The 17,802-nt window shown below is 41.8% G+C and carries 17 protein-coding genes and 1 rRNA gene; 12 read left to right on the top strand and 6 right to left on the bottom strand.

Features of this window, described 5'->3' with window-relative positions; all coding sequences use genetic code 11:
• The 10 genes from rrf to P2G54_RS12240 form a co-directional block, all read left to right on the top strand.
• A 5S ribosomal RNA gene (rrf, locus tag P2G54_RS12285) occupies nt 1-90 on the top strand; the annotation flags it as partial.
• 233 nt (nt 91-323) lie between these two features.
• A complete protein-coding gene (locus tag P2G54_RS12280; protein WP_275871519.1) occupies nt 324-953 on the top strand; it encodes a hypothetical protein in 630 nt (209 codons plus the stop codon).
• 73 nt (nt 954-1,026) lie between these two features.
• Nucleotides 1,027-3,447: a heavy metal translocating P-type ATPase metal-binding domain-containing protein gene (locus tag P2G54_RS12275; RefSeq protein WP_275871517.1), complete on the top strand. Its 2,421-nt coding sequence runs from the start codon at nt 1,027-1,029 to the stop codon at nt 3,445-3,447.
• Nucleotides 3,448-3,452: 5 nt separating this feature from the next.
• Nucleotides 3,453-3,638, top strand: coding sequence for a cbb3-type cytochrome oxidase assembly protein CcoS (gene ccoS / locus P2G54_RS12270; protein ID WP_275871515.1), 186 nt, complete (start codon nt 3,453-3,455; stop codon nt 3,636-3,638).
• Nucleotides 3,631-5,757, top strand: a complete 2,127-nt coding sequence (ccoN, locus tag P2G54_RS12265) for a cytochrome-c oxidase, cbb3-type subunit I (protein ID WP_275871514.1) — start codon at nt 3,631-3,633, stop codon at nt 5,755-5,757. Before ccoS ends, ccoN begins: the two co-directional genes overlap by 8 nt.
• Nucleotides 5,758-5,771: 14 nt before the next feature.
• Complete coding sequence (locus P2G54_RS12260; protein ID WP_275871512.1) at nt 5,772-5,957, top strand: cbb3-type cytochrome c oxidase subunit 3; 186 nt, start codon at nt 5,772-5,774, stop codon at nt 5,955-5,957.
• A complete protein-coding gene (locus P2G54_RS12255) occupies nt 5,954-6,874 on the top strand; it encodes a cbb3-type cytochrome c oxidase N-terminal domain-containing protein (protein ID WP_275871510.1) in 921 nt (306 codons plus the stop codon). The genes P2G54_RS12260 and P2G54_RS12255 overlap by 4 nt, the downstream gene beginning before the upstream one ends.
• Before the next feature lie 50 nt (nt 6,875-6,924).
• Nucleotides 6,925-8,343, top strand: a complete 1,419-nt coding sequence (ccoG, locus tag P2G54_RS12250) for a cytochrome c oxidase accessory protein CcoG (RefSeq protein WP_275871509.1) — start codon at nt 6,925-6,927, stop codon at nt 8,341-8,343.
• Between the two features lie 8 nt (nt 8,344-8,351).
• Nucleotides 8,352-8,777, top strand: coding sequence for a FixH family protein (locus P2G54_RS12245; RefSeq protein ID WP_275871507.1), 426 nt, complete (start codon nt 8,352-8,354; stop codon nt 8,775-8,777).
• Complete coding sequence (locus tag P2G54_RS12240) at nt 8,777-9,484, top strand: sulfite exporter TauE/SafE family protein (RefSeq protein ID WP_345795474.1); 708 nt, start codon at nt 8,777-8,779, stop codon at nt 9,482-9,484. The genes P2G54_RS12245 and P2G54_RS12240 overlap by 1 nt, the downstream gene beginning before the upstream one ends.
• A gap of 3 nt (nt 9,485-9,487) precedes the next feature.
• On the opposite strand, the gene hemN is transcribed toward P2G54_RS12240, so the two are convergent.
• From hemN to P2G54_RS12220, 4 genes are all read right to left on the bottom strand, one after another.
• A complete protein-coding gene (gene hemN, locus P2G54_RS12235) occupies nt 9,488-10,846 on the bottom strand; it encodes an oxygen-independent coproporphyrinogen III oxidase (protein ID WP_275871506.1) in 1,359 nt (452 codons plus the stop codon).
• Between the two features lie 103 nt (nt 10,847-10,949).
• Nucleotides 10,950-11,993: a VWA domain-containing protein gene (locus tag P2G54_RS12230; protein WP_275871504.1), complete on the bottom strand. Its 1,044-nt coding sequence runs from the start codon at nt 11,991-11,993 to the stop codon at nt 10,950-10,952.
• A complete protein-coding gene (locus P2G54_RS12225; RefSeq protein WP_275871502.1) occupies nt 11,974-12,870 on the bottom strand; it encodes a hypothetical protein in 897 nt (298 codons plus the stop codon). The genes P2G54_RS12230 and P2G54_RS12225 overlap by 20 nt, the downstream gene beginning before the upstream one ends.
• Nucleotides 12,863-13,741 (bottom strand): DUF58 domain-containing protein, encoded by an 879-nt coding sequence (locus tag P2G54_RS12220; protein ID WP_275871500.1) that lies wholly within the window; start codon nt 13,739-13,741, stop codon nt 12,863-12,865. The genes P2G54_RS12225 and P2G54_RS12220 overlap by 8 nt, the downstream gene beginning before the upstream one ends.
• 107 nt (nt 13,742-13,848) lie before the next feature.
• On the opposite strand from P2G54_RS12220, the gene P2G54_RS12215 reads away from it, so the two are divergent.
• Together P2G54_RS12215 and P2G54_RS12210 are read left to right on the top strand one after the other, a co-directional pair.
• Nucleotides 13,849-14,199 carry a DUF4296 domain-containing protein gene (locus tag P2G54_RS12215; protein ID WP_275871499.1) on the top strand — a complete coding sequence of 117 codons (351 nt, stop codon included), beginning with the start codon at nt 13,849-13,851 and terminating at the stop codon, nt 14,197-14,199.
• Nucleotides 14,199-16,586, top strand: a complete 2,388-nt coding sequence (locus P2G54_RS12210) for a Smr/MutS family protein (protein ID WP_275871497.1) — start codon at nt 14,199-14,201, stop codon at nt 16,584-16,586. The genes P2G54_RS12215 and P2G54_RS12210 overlap by 1 nt, the downstream gene beginning before the upstream one ends.
• Nucleotides 16,587-16,631: 45 nt before the next feature.
• Here the strand turns inward: P2G54_RS12210 and P2G54_RS12205 are convergent, their stop codons facing one another.
• Together P2G54_RS12205 and P2G54_RS12200 are read right to left on the bottom strand one after the other, a co-directional pair.
• Nucleotides 16,632-17,120 carry a hypothetical protein gene (locus P2G54_RS12205; RefSeq protein WP_275871495.1) on the bottom strand — a complete coding sequence of 163 codons (489 nt, stop codon included), beginning with the start codon at nt 17,118-17,120 and terminating at the stop codon, nt 16,632-16,634.
• 60 nt (nt 17,121-17,180) lie between these two features.
• Nucleotides 17,181-17,801 carry an ATP-binding cassette domain-containing protein gene (locus tag P2G54_RS12200; protein WP_275871494.1) on the bottom strand — a complete coding sequence of 207 codons (621 nt, stop codon included), beginning with the start codon at nt 17,799-17,801 and terminating at the stop codon, nt 17,181-17,183.
• Nucleotide 17,802: the final 1 nt, after the last annotated feature.

The raw sequence follows: 17,802 nt of genomic DNA, 5'->3' as shown, positions 1-17,802 counted from the left end.
CCCACCTCTTCCCATCCCGAACAGAGAAGTTAAGCCCTGCAGCGCCGATGGTACTGGGGTTACACCCGGGAGAGTAGGTCGCCGCCACATTATTCAGCCCCGTTACTTTACGGGGCTTTTTTTATGCCCTAAACCTGAAAACACAACCCCCATCTTAGCCCATAAAAAAAGCCTGAATTCAATTCAGGCTTCTTGTTTTTAGATGTTAGCATTCTAAATTCAATTTTTTCAAAATTAAAACCTGACTTTTATCATATGGATAAATAAAATTGATCATCTATGGAGGAGGTTGGAAAATGTAGTTTTGGACCAAATCAATTGCCATGGAGGTCAAAACCACATACGTTTCAAAGTTTGAACTGCCGCATAAAATTTTGAAGGAATTTTATTGTCCGGTTTTGCCAACGGATTTTTTGCCTGACGTGATTGAAACTGAGGAATGTGAAGAATCTATTGGGGAGCCATCACTGATCACCGTGGATCTCAATCAAGTTTTGGATTGGCTTCATTCTGATTTAGCTCCAAGGCCTTTCGAATCTGAAGTATGTGATATTCCCGTTCTTTTGTTTGTACCTGATTTTTCTACCAAGCATTTGTTGTTTCATTACGATGGAACTCCCCAATCAGCTAACTTAATTAAGAATTTTATCAGGCTTTTTGGGAATCTCCTTCATGATAGTAAGGCTACAATTATTTCACCTAGTTTTATTCCTAAATCTAAAATCAAAGAAGAGCAGGAAATCATCCATTTAGTGTCTGATTCTACTCACGAAACTAGCTTTATCAAGTTTAATTTTTCTAGGATTGGGGACTTTTGGTCCTATGCTGTAAAGCATGGCTGTACCCTCCTTGTGACCACTAAAACAAACCAAGCAGACCTTGGTAAAGTACTCTACCATTTTTACAAAGGAGAAATGTGGAGCGACCAATTATCCTTTTATCTCTCACTTTAAGTCATAGCATTAACTGATTATTATCATGTTTTTCAGTTGCTAATCCCAATATTTTTATAAAAATTAATAATCTATGGCGTCCACTTCTCCTTCATTAACTCTCAAATGTTACCATTGCGGTGAGGAATGTGAGGATAGCTGTCTCTTTGTTGAAGATAAACCCTTCTGCTGTCAAGGTTGTAAGTTAGTGTATGAGGTCCTCTCAGAAAACGACCTTTGCATCTATTATGAATTGGAATCTCATCCAGGTGAAAGTCAGAAAAAGAAATCAACCCAAACCAATCGCTTTGATTACTTAGATGACCCAGATACCCAATTGAAACTTCTTGATTTCAAAAATGAGAATGAAAGCCATGTGACATTTTATGTGCCATTGATTCATTGTGCCTCTTGCATCTGGCTTCTAGAAAATCTTTACCAAGTTCACTCTGGTGTTATTTATAGTCGGGTTGATTTCTTGAAGAAAAAAGTACAAGTCAAATTTAATCCGGAAAAAATAAGTCTTAAAGAACTGGTCAATTTGCTTTCTACTTTGGGATATGAGCCTAAAATCAATTTGTCCAATCTCGAGAAAAAGACTGAATCCGTTGCTGATAAGGCTACTGTATTGAAATTGGCTGTGGCTGGATTTTGTTTTGGGAACATGATGTTATTCAGTGTTCCTGAATATTTTTCTGAGGCCAAATTAATGGCACCGAATTTTAGAGGATTGTTTAATTACCTGAACGTAGTTCTTGCTCTCCCCATTGTTCTATATTCTGCTACAGATTATTACAGATCTGCTTGGAATTCATTGAAGCAAAGACAAATTAATATGGATGTTCCCATCGTTTTGGGAATCATAGCTCTGTTTTTCTATTCCCTTTGGGAGATTTTTATTTTTGGAAATGCAGGGTATATGGATAGCTTGGGAGGCCTCTTGTTTTTTCTTTTGTTGGGCAAAATCTACCAGCAAAAAACCTATGCAACCTTGGAGTTTGATAGGGACTACAAGTCTTACTTTCCAATTGCCGTGACTCGAATGGTTCAGGATCAGGAGGAAGTGATTCCTTTGACCAAACTGGAAGTTGGAGATATCATTTTGGTTCGTGATGAGGAACTTATTCCTGCAGATTCTATTCTTTTGAGTGCCCATGCCAATATTGATTACAGTTTTGTAACAGGAGAGGAAGTTCCTGTGCCAAAGCAAAAAGGAGAATTGATTTATGCTGGAGGAAGACAAAAGGGAGAGCCCGTATTGCTAACAATCCAAAAGTCTCCTTCCCAAGGATACCTGACAGATCTGTGGAACAATGAATCCTTTGAAAAAGGAAAGGAAAAGCTGTTGGAGCCTTTGTCTACTAAAATTTCTGGAGTCTTCACCTGGTCTGTGCTTAGCATCGCCTTTGTAGCATTGGTTTTTTGGTCTTTTACAGATCTTTCACTTGGTGTAAAAGCTTTTACTTCAGTCCTTATTGTGGCATGTCCCTGTGCTTTGGCTATGTCCACTCCATTTACTCTAGGTAACACCCTTCGAGTCTTTGGTAGAAGTAAATTTTATCTTAAGAATGCCAGTGTGGTGGAAAGGCTAGCCTTAATTGATACTGTAGTTTTTGACAAGACAGGGACTCTAACAGATCCTGCAAATGCCAAAGTTTACTTTGAGGGCGAAACGCTTACGTTGGAATCCAGGGGAATACTAAAGGCTTTGGTGTCACGTTCCACACATCCATTGAGCAATAGGATCAACCTTTGGTTGGGGCATGTGCCACTTAAGAAAATTGACCAATTCCAGGAGATCAAAGGAAAAGGTATCCAAGGGATTTACAATCAACAAAAGATTCTTTTAGGTTCCAGAGAATTTGCTGGTTACCGATCTCAAGTTGATGATTCACCTGGAAACAAGGTGTTTTTGACCATTGAAGGCATGGAGATGGGCTGTTTCCATATTCAATCCGGGATGAGGGAGGGAGCCTCTGGGGTGGTGAAAAGGCTGGACCCAAATTACCAGCTTCATTTGCTCTCAGGAGATCATCCGCATGAATTGGGAGCACTTCAAGAAAACTTAGGCAAACATTTAAGCTATAATTTTCTTCAGAGTCCTACAGATAAGTTAAATTACCTAAAGACTCTTAATTCCAAGGGCAACAAAAGCCTAATGATCGGAGACGGTCTCAATGATGCGGGGGCATTACAGGAAAGTGAGGTTGGTGTTGCGGTTACTGACAGGGTCAGTCATTTTTCTCCTGCTAGTGATGCCATTTTGGATGCAGAATCATTTTATAAAATTCCTGATTACTTGGATTTCGCCAAGAAAAGCAGGACCATAATAAAGTTGAGTTTTGGGCTCAGTTTCCTATACAATCTTGTGGGAATAAGTCTTGCGGTTCAAGGGCTTTTGAGCCCTGTTATCTGTGCTGTTCTTATGCCATTGAGCAGTATTTCAGTAGTTGTATTTACAACCTTGGCTACCAATCTGGTAGCATGGAGAAAAGGATTATTAACACATAAATAAAAAACATGGAAGTCATTTTTTTACTCATAGCGATAAGTTTGATCCTGGCGGTCACTTTCCTCTATTTGTTTTTCAAAGCAATGAAGGGAGGGCAGTTTGAGGATGACTATACTCCATCCATTCGGATTCTCTTTGACAATCATAAAAAATCAACGAAAGATCAACCAACAAAACCCAAGTCTTATGAATGACGCTACGCTGGAGAGGTTCCAATACGACAATAAGATTGTCAAGTATTTTGGAGCCGCAACAATTATCTGGGGTCTGGTAGGTATGTTGGTGGGGGTAATAGCCGCCACACAATTATTCCTTCCTGAAGCCAATCTGGGGAATCCCTATACCACTTTTGGTAGGATTCGTCCTCTTCACACCAATGCAGTGATTTTTGCATTTGTGGGAAATGCAATTTTCGCGGGGGTGTATTATTCCATGCCTAGGTTGCTGAAAGCACCAATGTGGAATAAAACTCTATCATGGTTCCACTTTTGGGGCTGGCAATTGATTATTTTGGCTGCGGCTATCACCCTTCCTTTGGGGATCACCACCTCAAAGGAATACGCAGAATTGGAATGGCCAATTGACATTGCCATTGCCCTTGTTTGGGTTGCTTTTGGTGCGAATATGATCGGAACACTGATCAAGCGCCGAGAAAGACACATGTATGTGGCCATCTGGTTTTACCTGGCATCATTTGTCACGGTAGCTGTTTTACATATTTTCAATTCCCTGGAACTTCCAGTTTCTTTCTTGAAAAGTTACTCTGCTTATGCGGGAGTTCAGGATGCATTGGTTCAGTGGTGGTATGGCCACAATGCGGTTGCATTCTTTTTGACTACTCCATTTTTGGGGCTGATGTATTATTTTTTACCAAAAGCTGCCAACAGACCGGTTTATTCCTATAAACTGTCTATCGTTCACTTTTGGTCCCTGATATTTATCTACATGTGGGCTGGTCCTCACCACTTGCTATATACAGCATTGCCAGAATGGGCCCAGGTTTTGGGTACTGTATTTTCCGTGATGTTGCTGGCTCCTTCTTGGGGTGGTATGGTCAATGGTCTATTGACTTTGAGAGGAGCTTGGGATAAAGTTCGTTCTGAGCCTGTTCTCAAATTCTTGGTAGTGGCTGTTACAGCTTATGGGATGTCCACTTTCGAAGGACCGATGTTGTCTCTCAAAAATGTCAATGCCATTGCGCACTATACCGACTGGATTGTAGCCCACGTTCATATCGGTGGCTTGGGCTGGAATGGATTCCTGACTTTTGGTATGCTGTATTGGATGTGGCCTAGATTATTCAAGACTACGATCTATTCCCAAAAACTGGCCAATACGCACTTTTGGATAGGTACTCTTGGTATCATATTCTATGCATTGCCAATGTATGTGGCAGCATTGACTCAGTTTTTGATGCTACGGGAATTTGACGAAATGGGCCGATTGGCTTATGGAAACTTCCTCCAAACTGTGGTTGAGTTAGTTCCCATGTACATATTGAGAGCATTTGGAGGTCTTCTATACTTGACCGGTGCTATCATGATGGTTTACAATATGTATAAGACTGCTCAAAAAGGAGTGTTCCAGGAATATGAAGAAGACGAGGCTCCTGCACTTGCAAAAGCTTACAACCCTAAAGGTGAATTCTGGCACAGAGCATGGGAAAGAAAACCTGTTTTCTTCACCATTTTGGCAACTATTGCCATTGCAATTGGTGGTGCGATTGAAATTATCCCAACTATTCTGGTGAAGTCCAATGTGCCGACAATTAGTTCAGTGAAGCCATATACTCCACTGGAGTTGGAAGGCCGAGATCTGTACATCGCAAATGGTTGTGTGGGTTGTCACTCCCAGATGATTAGACCCTTCAGGTTTGAAACAGAACGCTATGGAGAATACTCTAAAGCCGGGGAGTTTGTGTATGACCGACCTTTCCTTTGGGGGTCTAAACGAACTGGACCTGATTTGCATCGAGTAGGAGGTAAGTATCCTGATTCTTGGCATTACTTCCATATGCAGGATCCTAGTTCAATGTCTCCGGGCTCGTTGATGCCTCCATATCCATGGATGACCGAGAACTTGATGGATTATTCCGATTTGCCAGCTAAGATCAGAACCCTTCAAAAGTTGGGGGTACCGTATCCAGAAGGATATGATCAGCAGGCCCAGGCGGATCTAGAAGCACAGGCAAATGAGATTGTTGCCAATCTAAAAGGTGCAGGGATTGAGGTATTACCTCAAACAGAAATTGTGGCACTGATTGCTTATTTGCAGCGATTGGGTACCGATATCAAAGCAACTGCGGAAAACTAATAACCAGAAAAGCTATGTATAAGGAAGTATTAAGATCAATCGAAAACATAGAGATCTATCCGGTGATATCACTGCTGATCTTTGTGCTGTTTTTTCTGGGAGTTTTCTATTGGGTAACTCGAATGCCCAAGGATTTTGTAGACCATATGAAATCCCTGCCCATGGATAAAGATGAAAATTTAACCGAACACCAGCCATGAAAAAGTTTCTAATCTTATTTAGCCTTTTAGGCATCCTACTTAGCCCATCTGCTTGGGCCCAAACGGAAGAGTCTAATTGGTATACACAACTTCAGGCAATGGATGCCAGTCAGTTGACCCTCTTGATTATTCTGGGAATAGTTCTCCTTGTCATTGTTGTCCTTCTTCTCTTGATGGTATATCTGATGACATTTATGGCCTCAACTCTTCGAAAAGAGGATCCAAGTTTTGCTGATGAGCCTACTTGGTGGGAAAGCTTCAAGGAGCGATTTGTTACTGGAAAATTGGATGAAGTCGGGTCCAAGGATGAGGCTGGAAAAATGATGGCAGATCATTCCTATGACGGAATTACCGAATTGGACAATTTCATGCCTCCTTGGTTGAGGTACGTGTTTATCATAACTATCGTTTTTGGAGTAGTTTATTTTGTAAATTACTCAGTGCTAGGAATCGGTAAAACAGGAGTGGAAGAGTACGAAGAGGAATTAAGACTTGAAGCAATTGCTGCTGAGGCAAGACAGTCTACCATGTTGGCGTCCATTGATGAGACTAACGTGGAAGAAGATCGCTCTCCAGATGCCATTGCTGCCGGAAAGGGGATCTTTGAGGCAAATTGTGCTGCCTGTCATGCTCAAGATGGCGGGGGAGGAGTTGGTCCGAATCTCACTGATGCGTATTGGATTCATGGAGGTTCGATCAAAGAAGTCTTTTCTGTAATTAAGTACGGGGTAGTTGCTAAAGGGATGGTTCCATGGGAAGACCAGCTCTCCCCAGTGGAAATCCAACAAGTTTCTAGTTTTATTCTGAGCTTGTCGGGTACGACTCCTGCTAATCCAAAAGAACCCCAGGGGGAATTGGTAGTTCCTGGCCAAGGGGAAACAGTGACTGATAGCACAGCTGTAGTCGCAATGCTTTGATAGATTTATACTGCCGGGAAAGTCCCGGCAGTATTTAATTTGAACCAATTATGGCAAAGAAGAATCCACATCTGAATCCCGAGACTTTCCGAGATGCATTGGCGACTGTTCAGGACGATGGTAAACGAAACTGGGTTTATCCTAAGAAGGTAAAGGGTTTTTTCTACAAGTATAGAACCTATCTGTCCTGGGTGCTTTTGGCAGTTTTGTTTGTCGGTCCATTTATCAATGTGGATGGAAGACCCTGGTTGTTGTTTAATATATTTGAAAGGAAATTCATCATTTTCGGAGCAGTATTCTGGCCTCAGGATACTCATTTGTTGATTTTTCTCTTGCTGATTTTCTTTGTGTTCATCATTCTGTTTACGGTTATTTTTGGGCGGATTTGGTGTGGATGGGCCTGTCCCCAGACCTTGTTTATGGAGATGGTTTTTCGAAAAATCGAATACCTCATCGAAGGCGATGCCAACCAGCAGAGAACTCTCAATGAAGGACCGTGGAATGCTGAGAAAATAACAAAAAAAGGGATCAAGCTTACCGTTTTTTTGTTAATCTCCCTCATGATTGGGCATTTGGTAATGGCCTATCTGATAGGAATTGATGAAGTAAAAGAGATTGTCACCCAACCCCCGTCTGAGCACCTTGCAGGATTCATAGGTTTAGTGGTGTTTTCAGGGATATTTATGTTTGTATTTTCCTGGTTCAGGGAGCAGGCCTGTCTCGTAGTCTGTCCTTATGGAAGACTTCAGGGTGTACTCTTGGACAATAATTCCATCAATGTGATGTATGATTACGTGAGAGGAGAGCCAAGGTCCCCAATTCGAAAACATCAAGTGGAGAATTCCCCAAAAGGGGATTGTATAGACTGTGGCATTTGCGTGCAGGTTTGTCCAACAGGAATTGATATTCGGAACGGTATACAAATGGAATGCGTCAATTGCACGGCATGTATTGACGCTTGTGACGAAGTAATGGTCAAAGTGGACCGGCCGAAAGGACTGATTCGCTATGCCTCAGAAAACAGTATTAAAGAGGGGTTTCAAAAGCTTTTTACCGGTAGGGTCAAGGCCTATTCCGTTGTTTTAGTTTTATTAGTGGCGGCCTTTGTTGCCTTGATTGCTACTAGAGAGGAAATACAGGGCACGGTTACAAGATTTCCGGGAATGACCTATCAGATGCGAGATAATGGAACAGTGTCAAATCTTTACCAAATAACTTTGATTAATAAGACTTTTGAGACGCAAAAGGTTGAGTTAATGTCCTTAGCAGAAGGTATAGAAGTAGAGTTGGTTGGAGAAAAAGTATTGACTCTTGAGCCACAATCAAAACTGGAGGGAAGATTTTTTCTGGTAAGGGACCAGCAATCGGTTCTGACCCCTCAGCAAAAAATAAAATTGTCCTTGCTCCACGATGGGGTGGAAATCGACGAAATTAACACAAGTTTTATGGCTCCGGTAGCCGAAAAATAAGAAGGAATATGAATTGGGGTAAAGGAATTTTATTGTCAATAATTGCATTTGTGGGGATTATCCTGACTATGGTAGTGATCTCCGTAAGAATGGAGGGAATAGAACTGGTGACAGAAAATTACTATGAACAGGAAATCAAGTACCAAGATCAAATTGATAAACAGATGTCCACATTGGCATTGGATAGAGAGGTTTTGGTTTTTGATGCATCGAATAAAACACTGGTTTTGGACCTTCCAATTGGAGCCAAAGGAAAGCTGAATTTTTTCAGACCTTCTGACGAAAAGCTTGACCAGGAGTTTCTGCTCAATATTATGGAAGAGAAGAATAAAACAATCCCTGTACATTCTTTGAAAGAAGGATATTGGAAGGTTCAGCTAAGCTGGACTGAAAACGGCACTTCCTATTATCAGGAAAAGAAAATCAATTTGTGATGATACTTTGGACAGCAGTTGTATTGGGTTTTTTAGGTTCATTCCATTGTGTGGGAATGTGCGGACCCATTGCTCTTGCTGTTGGGAATTCCGGCAATAAATCCTTTCTCTGGAATAAAATCCTTTACAATGTCGGGAGGAGCATGACCTATGCCGCCCTGGGACTAATAGTTGGGAGCTTGGGCTTTACCCTTTCCCTTGCAGGGATTCAACAGGGCTTTTCTATTGGAATGGGAGCTCTTATTTTGATTCTTTCACTCAGTTATAAGAAATCAGAGCAATTGATTGCACTTCCTGCCTTATCTGGTTTTGTGGGTTGGATCAAACGTAAATTGGCCTATTTCTTGAAAAAGGGAGGGCGGCTTGCTTTTCTTGCTACAGGATTGGCCAATGGTCTGTTGCCCTGCGGCATGGTATATATGGCATTGGTGGCCGCTTTGGGTATGCAAAGCCCTTGGATGGGAGCTGCCTATATGTTCTTTTTCGGATTGGGCACTATTCCTCTCCTGTTGGTTTTAATGTATTCCGGTCAACTGATATCCAATCAATCCAGACGCTTTTTTCAACGAGCGATTCCTTATTTTGGGATGGTTTTGGGTTTGATTTTTATTTTCCGGGGATTGGGACTAGGTCTCCATGGGTTCAGTCCGGACCTTCAGATTTATAATTACGGTACAGAACAGTTTGAAATTACACTCTGTCGATAATTCCTAGATCGCTTTACTGAACGTGACTTTCTTGCTTTGATTTTCTGCCAGTCTAAGGTCAAACTGCATACATACTGTTCGGACCAATGCCACACCATCCTCGGTAAGTCTGATGTTGTTTTGGTTTCTTTCAAACAGGCCTTCAAGTTCCATTTCCTGTAAGGTTAAGAACTGAGTTTTATTTAATTTCCCCCAAATTTCCTGGGGAATTTCTGCTTCCTGCTTGCAAATCAAATCCAATATCAACTCCTTGACTTGAAGGTCATCTCTGGACTGAACATGCCCCTTTACCAATGGCCAATGGTCTTGCTCCAAAAGCTCCTGATAGGTATGGATTGATTTTTCATTCTGTGCATATCCCAGATGAATGTCGCTGATACTGCTGGCACCTAGACCAATGAGGATTTTGGAGGGAGAGGTAGTATAGCCCATGAAGTTTCGATGAAGGGTTCCTTCTCTTTTTGCTTTAAAAAGAGGGTCACTGGGTTGGGCGAAGTGATCCATCCCAATTTCCTCATAGCCCATTAGTAACAATTTTTTCTTCCCGAATTCGTAAAGAGACCGTTTTTCAAGTTCATTGGGTAGATACGTTTCATAACTTTTTTGTGCAGGGAAAGAACTGGGGACATGGGCATAACTATAAAAAGCAATTCTGTCTGGTCTTAATTCTGTAACCTTTTCAAAAGTTGCGGAAAGAGTTTCAATTGTTTGATGCGGAAGTCCATAGATCAGATCAAAATTGATGGATTTGAATCCACAGTTCCTGGCATTTTCGGTCGCGGTTTTTACTGCTTCGAAAGGTTGGGTCCGGTGAATAGCCACTTGGACATCTGGGTCGAAATCCTGAATTCCATAACTCACCCGGTCAAATCCCAAAGAGGAGAGGGTTTTAAGGTGATCCAGTGTAGTGTTGTTGGGATGTCCTTCAAAACTAAATTCTGCATCTTCCAATACCTCAGAGTCTGAGATTAATGTATTCAGTAGATAATGTAAAGATGCAGGAGCAAAAAAGGTTGGTGTTCCACCTCCAAGATGAATGCCTGCCAACTTTGGTTTTTCAGAGAAAAGTTTGAGGTATTTTTTCCATTCCTTAAGTAGTGCCTCAATATAGGGCTGCTCTACACTATGGTTTTTTGTAATCCGTTTATTGCATCCGCAATAGGTGCAGAGGCTTTCACAAAAGGGAAGGTGAATGTACAGAGTTATTCCCTCTGATTTTCCGTATAACTTGAACGACTGCTTCACCAATTCCTCCCATTCTTCAGCCTTTAGGTTGTTTTCCCAAAGTGGGACAGTTGGATAAGAAGTGTAGCGGGGTGCTGGATAATTGTACTTGCTAATCAGGTTAGGTGATAATGCCATGGGGTAATTTTTTTTCAAAAATCGCCACCTGCCTCAGTTATTTACTTGATGAGGATAAGGTTGAAAACTGATTAAAATCAGGTTTAGAGAAAACTTGATAAAATCAGTCCAAAAGGAAGTTGTTGAGAAAACTACTTTTGGAAATCATCCAAGCGAAGAAAAGCGCAATTGCCCAAAAGAGATAGATCCTGTAGTAATCCGTGGTTTCCTTGTAGCGGTTTTCTATGATTTCCGTTTTCTCCATGGTATCGATCTGGTCGAAAATCCCCTGAAGGGCAGTGGCATCGGAAGCCCGGAAAAACTCTCCTTTGGTGAGTTTGGCAATCTCTCTCAAGGTAGTTTCGTCGAGGTAGCTTTCGACCATTTGGGGTCTGCCAAAAAAATCAGTTCCATAGGGTACCATCCCGTCTTTGCCGACTGCAATGGTGTAAATTTTAATATCCAATGCTCCTGCCAATTGAGCAGCAAAAAGAGGGTCCACATTGCCTGCGTTACTTTCCCCATCGCTGAGGAGAATCATCACTTTTGATACTGATTCTGCCTCCTTCATCCGGTTGGTTCCGGCGGCAATAGCAGAGCCAATGGCAGTTCCTTTTGCCTCGATCATTTCGAAACCAATTTCTCCGATCAGATCAATGAGAAGCTGGTAGTCATTGGTGAGAGGTGCAAGGGAATAGGCTTCCCCGGAAAATACAACCATTCCTATTCTGTCACCTACTCTTCCGTTGATAAAATCAATAGCAGTCCTCTTGGCAGATTCAAGTCTGTTGGGCTGAAAATCCTGAAGGTCCATGGATTCTGAAATGTCCATGACCAACATGATGTCTATCCCCTCCGTGAATTGCTCCACTCGTTCATTGCTCATTTGTGGTCTGGCTAAAGCCACAATGATCAAGGCCAAGGACAGGAAAAAAAGTCCAGTGGGTATAAGTCTCAGGTAGGTCCAGGGGTTGTTTTTGGCAATCTGTTTTGGAAGGGATAACTCCAGGACCGGGTTTTTCAGGAACTTGACAAATTTCCTGATCAACATAAGTACCGGAATGATCCAAATTAAATTTAGTAGAATCGGTTTTTCCCACTCATAACTCTGAAAAGTCTCAGGCATAAACCAAGACCAGCTAAAAAACTCAGACAGTTGCTCGATCATGCTTGACAGGTTTTAATTTTTCTTCATAGTTTCTCTTTGCAATTTCCAGAAGGTAATTGCATGCTTCTCCTATCTCCTCTTTTTTGTTGGCATAGATGATCAATTCAACGGCTCGAAGGGAGCTGAATACCCTCATGTCTTCCAAATTGTCTCCAATTTCACTGGAAGTCCACTCTTTAAAAGGCTTTTCGGTGATACTTTCCATATATCCTTTCCAAAGTCCAAGAAGCTCATCGGCGGCTTCAATGGAATTTTCAGTTTGAAGAGTATGGCTGTTTTTGGCCCATGCTTTTTCAAATCTAGACCAACGACGTTTTTCTTGCATATGCTTCCAGAGTTCCCTGATTCGGTTGGCAAAAAGGAAGTATAACAAGCTTGATGTCAGTATTAAAACTCCTGCCATGAAACCAAATAAGGCCCAGTTCCACTTTTTCTCCAGAACTTGGTATTCGTTGTTTTCAAGAAAGGCAGGTTCCTCCGGAATACTGTCTAGTGCTAGCTTAAGTTTCAATTCAGCCTCTAAAGGGAAATAGGTGATGGAGTCGTATCGACTCAGTTCATAAACGGGAAGACTCAGGTGGGCTGAAGGCTCGAGTTCGAAGTTGGACAGATAATAAACCACACTGTCCTTGGTAACCCCTTCGGTAGTAGAGGATATAAAGGTTTTTTTCTCCAAAAGTACAAATGGGGAAAAATCATAAGTAGAATCCACGAAGATCAATTGCCTGGATTCAGGATAGGTGGCTTTTAAGACATAGCCTACCCGCTCCCCAAGTTTTGCGGAGTCTTGCATGAAGTAAGCCTCTACTTCTACATCCTGCGAATATGCCAGCAATGGGCTGAGTAAGAGAAAAAGAATTAAACCGAATTTAGCCACGTTTCATTCTTTTATTTCGGTACTTAAACAATTCGATCAATGGAGCTACTATGTCCTGATTGGTGTCAATGGCCAAGTAGTTGATCTGGTTCTTCTTACAGATGTCTTTGAGTTTGTCCCGTTCGGTCGTGAAGGTTTCGGAAATTTTCTTGGAAAAGCCTCCAAAAGCCGTATTTACCCAAGTGGTTCTTCCTTTTTCCTTGTCATAAACTGGAATAATTCCCAATGCTGGAAGTGCAGACTCTCGTGGGTCGGTAAGTTGAATAGCTACCAAATCGTGTTTTTCTGCCAAAGCCCGGAATGAACGCTCATAGCCTTCATCAATGAAATCCGAAATCACCACTATAATACTTCTCTTTTTGATCAGGTTGAGGGAAAATGTGAACAAGGCATCCAAATCCGTCTTTTGTGAAATATTTTCATGTTCGAATATTCCCCGGATCATTTTTACTCCTTGTCTAGTTCCTTTTCCCGGCAATACCAGTTTTTCTTTTTGATCGGAAAAACTGATCAATCCTACCTGGCTTCCATCGAAGATGGCTGCCAAAGTCAGGACTCCTGCTATTAATTTTCCCTGATCAATCTTTTTGTGTCCAGCCTGTCCAATATCCTGACTTCCTGAGATATCCAGTAAAAAATATACACATTGGTCCTTGTCTTCCCGGAAGGTCTTTACAAAAGTACCATGCCCTTTGGCAGAGACTTTCCATTCAATTGTTCGCACATCGTCACCGTATTGATAGGGGCGGAGGTCATCAAATTCAAGGCCTGAACCTTTGAATAGGGACTGATATTCCCCTTGCAGGTGGTTGTTTGCCACCTTTCGGATCATGATTTCGTATTTTCTGAGCTTACTGAAGAGTTGATTCATGCAAGGGTAATTTCTGAGGTCTAAGTTATAGTACTGAGACCAATTATAAAATTTCACTTACAGGAAGGGCAAGAAGATTATCCGTTAAAAAAACCTAATTTTAGGACGTGAAAAGATTATTAGCCATATGCACCATTTTTTTGGTGCTGGTAGCCTGCGATCAGGAGAAAGAACCAGTCGGTTTGCTTTCAGAAGAGCAGATGGTAGCTGTATTGATTGACATTCATTTTACAGAAGGAGTGGCCAGTGCATTGCCCATATCCTATGATTCCTCCCAGGTACTTTATTCCCTGATGGAAAAGGACGTTTTTTTGAATCATGGAGTGGAGGATTCTGTTTTTACCGAAAGTATGCGCTATTACCTTCAGTTTCCTAAAACAATGGATCGAATTTATGCCCGGGTAATAGATTCTCTGGTGGTAAGAGAATCATCCGGAGATATCGAAGAAAAAATGTGATGCTTTATCCGTCTAATCTCGAACAAAAAATCAATTTCCTTAAAATTAAGGACCTTTTAAAAACTGAATGTTCGTCCCCCTTGGGAATGGGATACGTAGATCGTGTCGCTTTTTCCTCGGACCACAACATGATAGGAAAGCTTTTGGATCAGACTGAGGAATTTCGACAAATTCTGATCTCTGGAGAGAGTTTTCCAGCCTCCAATTTCACGGATTTGAACCCTTACCTAGAAAAAGCAAAGTTGGAAGGGGCTTTCTTGGACCAGGATGAGTTTCATGAGGTCAAGCTAGGCTTGCAGACGCTAAAGTCCTGCCTTACATTTTTTCAAAAATTCGGAGACCAATATCCCACTCTTAGCCAGTTGCTTGGATTGGTGATGGAATTGGATTTGGGCTTGCTCAAAGCCATTGAGTTGATCATTGATGAAAAAGGAAAAATCCGAAACAATGCAAGCAGGGACCTTCAACTGATCCGGAATCAGATCGTTTATGAGGAAGGTAGGCTGAGGAAGGTGATGGAAAGAGTCTTCAAAGAAGCCCGTGCCAAAGGACTGACACCGGAGGATTCTGCAATTACGATCCGTTCAGGAAGATTAGTGATCCCCGTAGCTGCGGAGAACAAGCGTAAACTGAGAGGCTTTATCCATGATGAATCTGCAACGGGTCAGACTGTTTTTATGGAGCCGGAAGAGGCTTTGGATATCAATAACGAGATCCGTGATCTGGAATACATGGAGAGAAGGGAGATCATCAAAATCCTGACCCAGCTCACAGATAGGCTAAGACCCTCCATACCTGCATTGCGAAAGGCCACCAACTTTCTTGGATTGATGGATTTTATCAGGGCAAAAGCCAAATTCGCCGTGAAAATCAATGCGGTTCGACCTGATTTAGTCAAAGAGCGTATGCTAAATTGGACTAAGGCAAGACACCCCATTTTGGAACTTGCCTTGAAGGCCCAAGGGAAATCTATTGTGCCTTTGGATATTCATTTGTCTGGGCATAATCGTTTGTTGGTTATTTCTGGGCCCAATGCTGGAGGAAAATCTGTTACCCTTAAAACCGTAGCCTTGCTTCAGTATATGCTTCAATGTGGCCTTCTGATTCCGGTTAGTCCTGATTCAAAAGGCTCACTATTTGATAATTTTTTCATTGACATAGGAGATGAGCAAAACCTGGAAAATGACCTGAGTACTTATAGCTCCCATTTGATGAGCATGAAGCACTTTACCCAGTTCGCCAATAAAAAGACCATTTTGTTTATCGATGAATTTGGAACAGGTACCGAACCTCAATTTGGAGGTGCTATTGCCGAATCCATTCTTTTAGCATTAAATAAGCAAGGTGCTTTTGGAGTGGTGACCACCCATTATGGGAATCTCAAGCAGTTAGCGAATAAGAATCAGGGGCTGGTCAATGGTGCCATGAGATATGATGTGGATAGGCTAGAGCCGATGTACCAGTTGGAAATAGGGAAACCGGGTTCTTCATTTGCTTTGGAGATTGCCTCCAAAATAGGGATTTCGAAGGATATTTTGGGGTACGCCAAAAACCAAATCGGAGAGGAGCGGGTTCGCTATGACCGGCTGTTGACTCAGTTGGAAAATGAGAAAAACAAGTACTCCAATTTATTGAAGGAAATCACCGCCAAGGAAAAATTACTTCAAACGCGTCTCAAAGAATACAATGAGCTGAAGGAAACTCTTGAGTTGACCAAAAAGCGCTATATCCAGGAGGCTAAGCAGGAAGCCAAAAGCCTATTGGACGAGACCAATAAAAAAATTGAGGCTACCATTCGGGAAATCCGGGAAGAGAAAGCGGAGAAGGAAGCCACTAAAAAATTGAGGAAGGAGCTAGAATCCTTTAAGGAAACTGTCAAGCCTGAAAAAATCAAAGTTCGTGATCCGGAAGTGGTCGTTTTGGGAGGGAAAATAGAGCATGGTGATTGGGTTCGTTTGAAAGACAACGGTGCAATCGCAGAGGTGCTTCAGGTGAGAAATAAGGAGGTGGAAATTTCAATTGGAGAACTTAAGTCCACCGTAAAATTGAACCGACTCGAGAAAATTTCCCAGACTCAGGTTAAGAAGGAAAAGAAGGCAATGGCATCCCGATCTGGGTACAACACCAATGCGAAAATGATGGATTTTTCTCCAAACCTGGATCTTAGAGGAAAAAGAGGTGAAGAGGTTTTACCCATTATCCAGACTTTTATCGATGAGGGTTACATGTTGGGCTTGAAGGATTTGCGGATTGTTCATGGAAAAGGAGATGGGATACTTCGGGAGGTGACAAGGAATTTACTAAGGACCATGCCTGCCGTAAAAAAAATGGAAGATGAGCATGCAGACCGAGGAGGGGCTGGAGTTACTTTAGTGACCTTGAAATAAAAAATGGGAGCTTTAACTCCCATTTTTTATTGGATCTTTTTCCTTTTATTTTTTGACCAAATTAAAAACATAGCTTCCAGCTACAGCAAAAACTCCGTTGATTCGTCCGCCTGGTGCAGGAATATTGAATTCCAGTCTGAGGTTGTCTCCAGTTCTTGTGAAGGAAATTTCCCTGCCGGCCGCTGGTTTGGATCCCGTAAGGATAAATTTATCAAAATTGGTTCCTGCAAAACTCCAGTTCCCGGATGCATCAAAAAGGTCATTATTATTGATACTAGTATAGGTTTTGGTAGTGCCGGAATTTATTTGAAGTTCAAATGTTTGGTATAGTTCAGTCACATTGGTTCCACTTCTAGTTACCGAACCACCTCCAGCGATCACCCAAGTCAACGACCCAGATCCTGTCAATGCCTCAACTGCGAGTTGTTCTGGAGTCTTTTGAGGTGGGGCTGGTTCTGGTCCATCACCGCCACAACCTTGAAAAAATACCATCAATATGGCAAAAACAGCTATTCTCAATTCTGATAATCTCATAGCATTTTATAATATTCCTTTCTAAAATTACTCATCTCTACCTAAGTTCAAAGCTCAGGATCACTTATAATCTTCGAGTTTTATTTTTTGCTTACAGAAATCGTATTCCCTTTGCTCATTGGAGCATATCACCAGTATTTGGTTTTGGATGTAGGTGGAGACCATTTCCCGATACCATGAGATGCCTTTTTTGTCCAAGTTAGAGGTGGGTTCGTCCAAAAAAACAAGGGATGATTCCGAAAATAAAGCCAAACCCAGCTTCAGTCTCTGCTTCATTCCCGAAGAGAACTGAGAGACAAATTTGTTTTTATGTGGCTCTAGGTAGAGGATTTCAACCAGTTGATCAAGGTCGAGTCCGGGCTTGATTTTTTTGAATTTGAAATGAAATTCCAGGAGTTCGGTTAGGGTGAATTCCTCTGGCAATTCCAGATAGGGAGTTGCGATACTTAATTTTCTGAACCAATCTGACTCTGGGATAGAATGCCCGTTTTCCTGGTAATGGATTTTTCCATCAGAAAGAGGGATTGCACCCGTCATACATTTTAGCAAGGTGGATTTTCCCGAACCATTACTACCAGTAATTGCCAAAGAGTCCCCCTCAGAAAGTTCTAGGGAAAGATTTTTAAAAATCCATTCGTACTGAAAGCGTTTTGAAGCCCCTGCAAGTTGGATTTTTAGCATA

Source organism: Algoriphagus sp. CAU 1675 (assembly GCF_029222925.1).
GTDB lineage: Bacteria > Bacteroidota > Bacteroidia > Cytophagales > Cyclobacteriaceae > Algoriphagus.
The sequence above is the reverse complement of the archived record's forward strand: the minus strand, read 5'-3'. Positions and strand labels throughout refer to the sequence as shown.

What these genes read in the sequence shown, in the direction of transcription:
- ccoN (WP_275871514.1), top strand. Translation starts at nt 3,631, where the DNA reads ATGAATGACGCTACGCTGGAGAGGTTCCAATACGACAATAAGATTGTC.
- P2G54_RS12230 (WP_275871504.1), bottom strand. Translation starts at nt 11,993, where the DNA reads ATGATCGAGCAACTGTCTGAGTTTTTTAGCTGGTCTTGGTTTATGCCT.
- P2G54_RS12240 (WP_345795474.1), top strand. Translation starts at nt 8,777, where the DNA reads ATGATACTTTGGACAGCAGTTGTATTGGGTTTTTTAGGTTCATTCCAT.
- ccoG (WP_275871509.1), top strand. Translation starts at nt 6,925, where the DNA reads ATGGCAAAGAAGAATCCACATCTGAATCCCGAGACTTTCCGAGATGCA.
- P2G54_RS12245 (WP_275871507.1), top strand. Translation starts at nt 8,352, where the DNA reads ATGAATTGGGGTAAAGGAATTTTATTGTCAATAATTGCATTTGTGGGG.
- P2G54_RS12220 (WP_275871500.1), bottom strand. Translation starts at nt 13,741, where the DNA reads ATGAATCAACTCTTCAGTAAGCTCAGAAAATACGAAATCATGATCCGA.
- P2G54_RS12260 (WP_275871512.1), top strand. Translation starts at nt 5,772, where the DNA reads ATGTATAAGGAAGTATTAAGATCAATCGAAAACATAGAGATCTATCCG.
- P2G54_RS12280 (WP_275871519.1), top strand. Translation starts at nt 324, where the DNA reads ATGGAGGTCAAAACCACATACGTTTCAAAGTTTGAACTGCCGCATAAA.
- ccoS (WP_275871515.1), top strand. Translation starts at nt 3,453, where the DNA reads ATGGAAGTCATTTTTTTACTCATAGCGATAAGTTTGATCCTGGCGGTC.
- P2G54_RS12200 (WP_275871494.1), bottom strand. Translation starts at nt 17,801, where the DNA reads ATGCTAAAAATCCAACTTGCAGGGGCTTCAAAACGCTTTCAGTACGAA.
- P2G54_RS12275 (WP_275871517.1), top strand. Translation starts at nt 1,027, where the DNA reads ATGGCGTCCACTTCTCCTTCATTAACTCTCAAATGTTACCATTGCGGT.
- P2G54_RS12205 (WP_275871495.1), bottom strand. Translation starts at nt 17,120, where the DNA reads ATGAGATTATCAGAATTGAGAATAGCTGTTTTTGCCATATTGATGGTA.
- P2G54_RS12255 (WP_275871510.1), top strand. Translation starts at nt 5,954, where the DNA reads ATGAAAAAGTTTCTAATCTTATTTAGCCTTTTAGGCATCCTACTTAGC.
- hemN (WP_275871506.1), bottom strand. Translation starts at nt 10,846, where the DNA reads ATGGCATTATCACCTAACCTGATTAGCAAGTACAATTATCCAGCACCC.
- P2G54_RS12210 (WP_275871497.1), top strand. Translation starts at nt 14,199, where the DNA reads ATGCTTTATCCGTCTAATCTCGAACAAAAAATCAATTTCCTTAAAATT.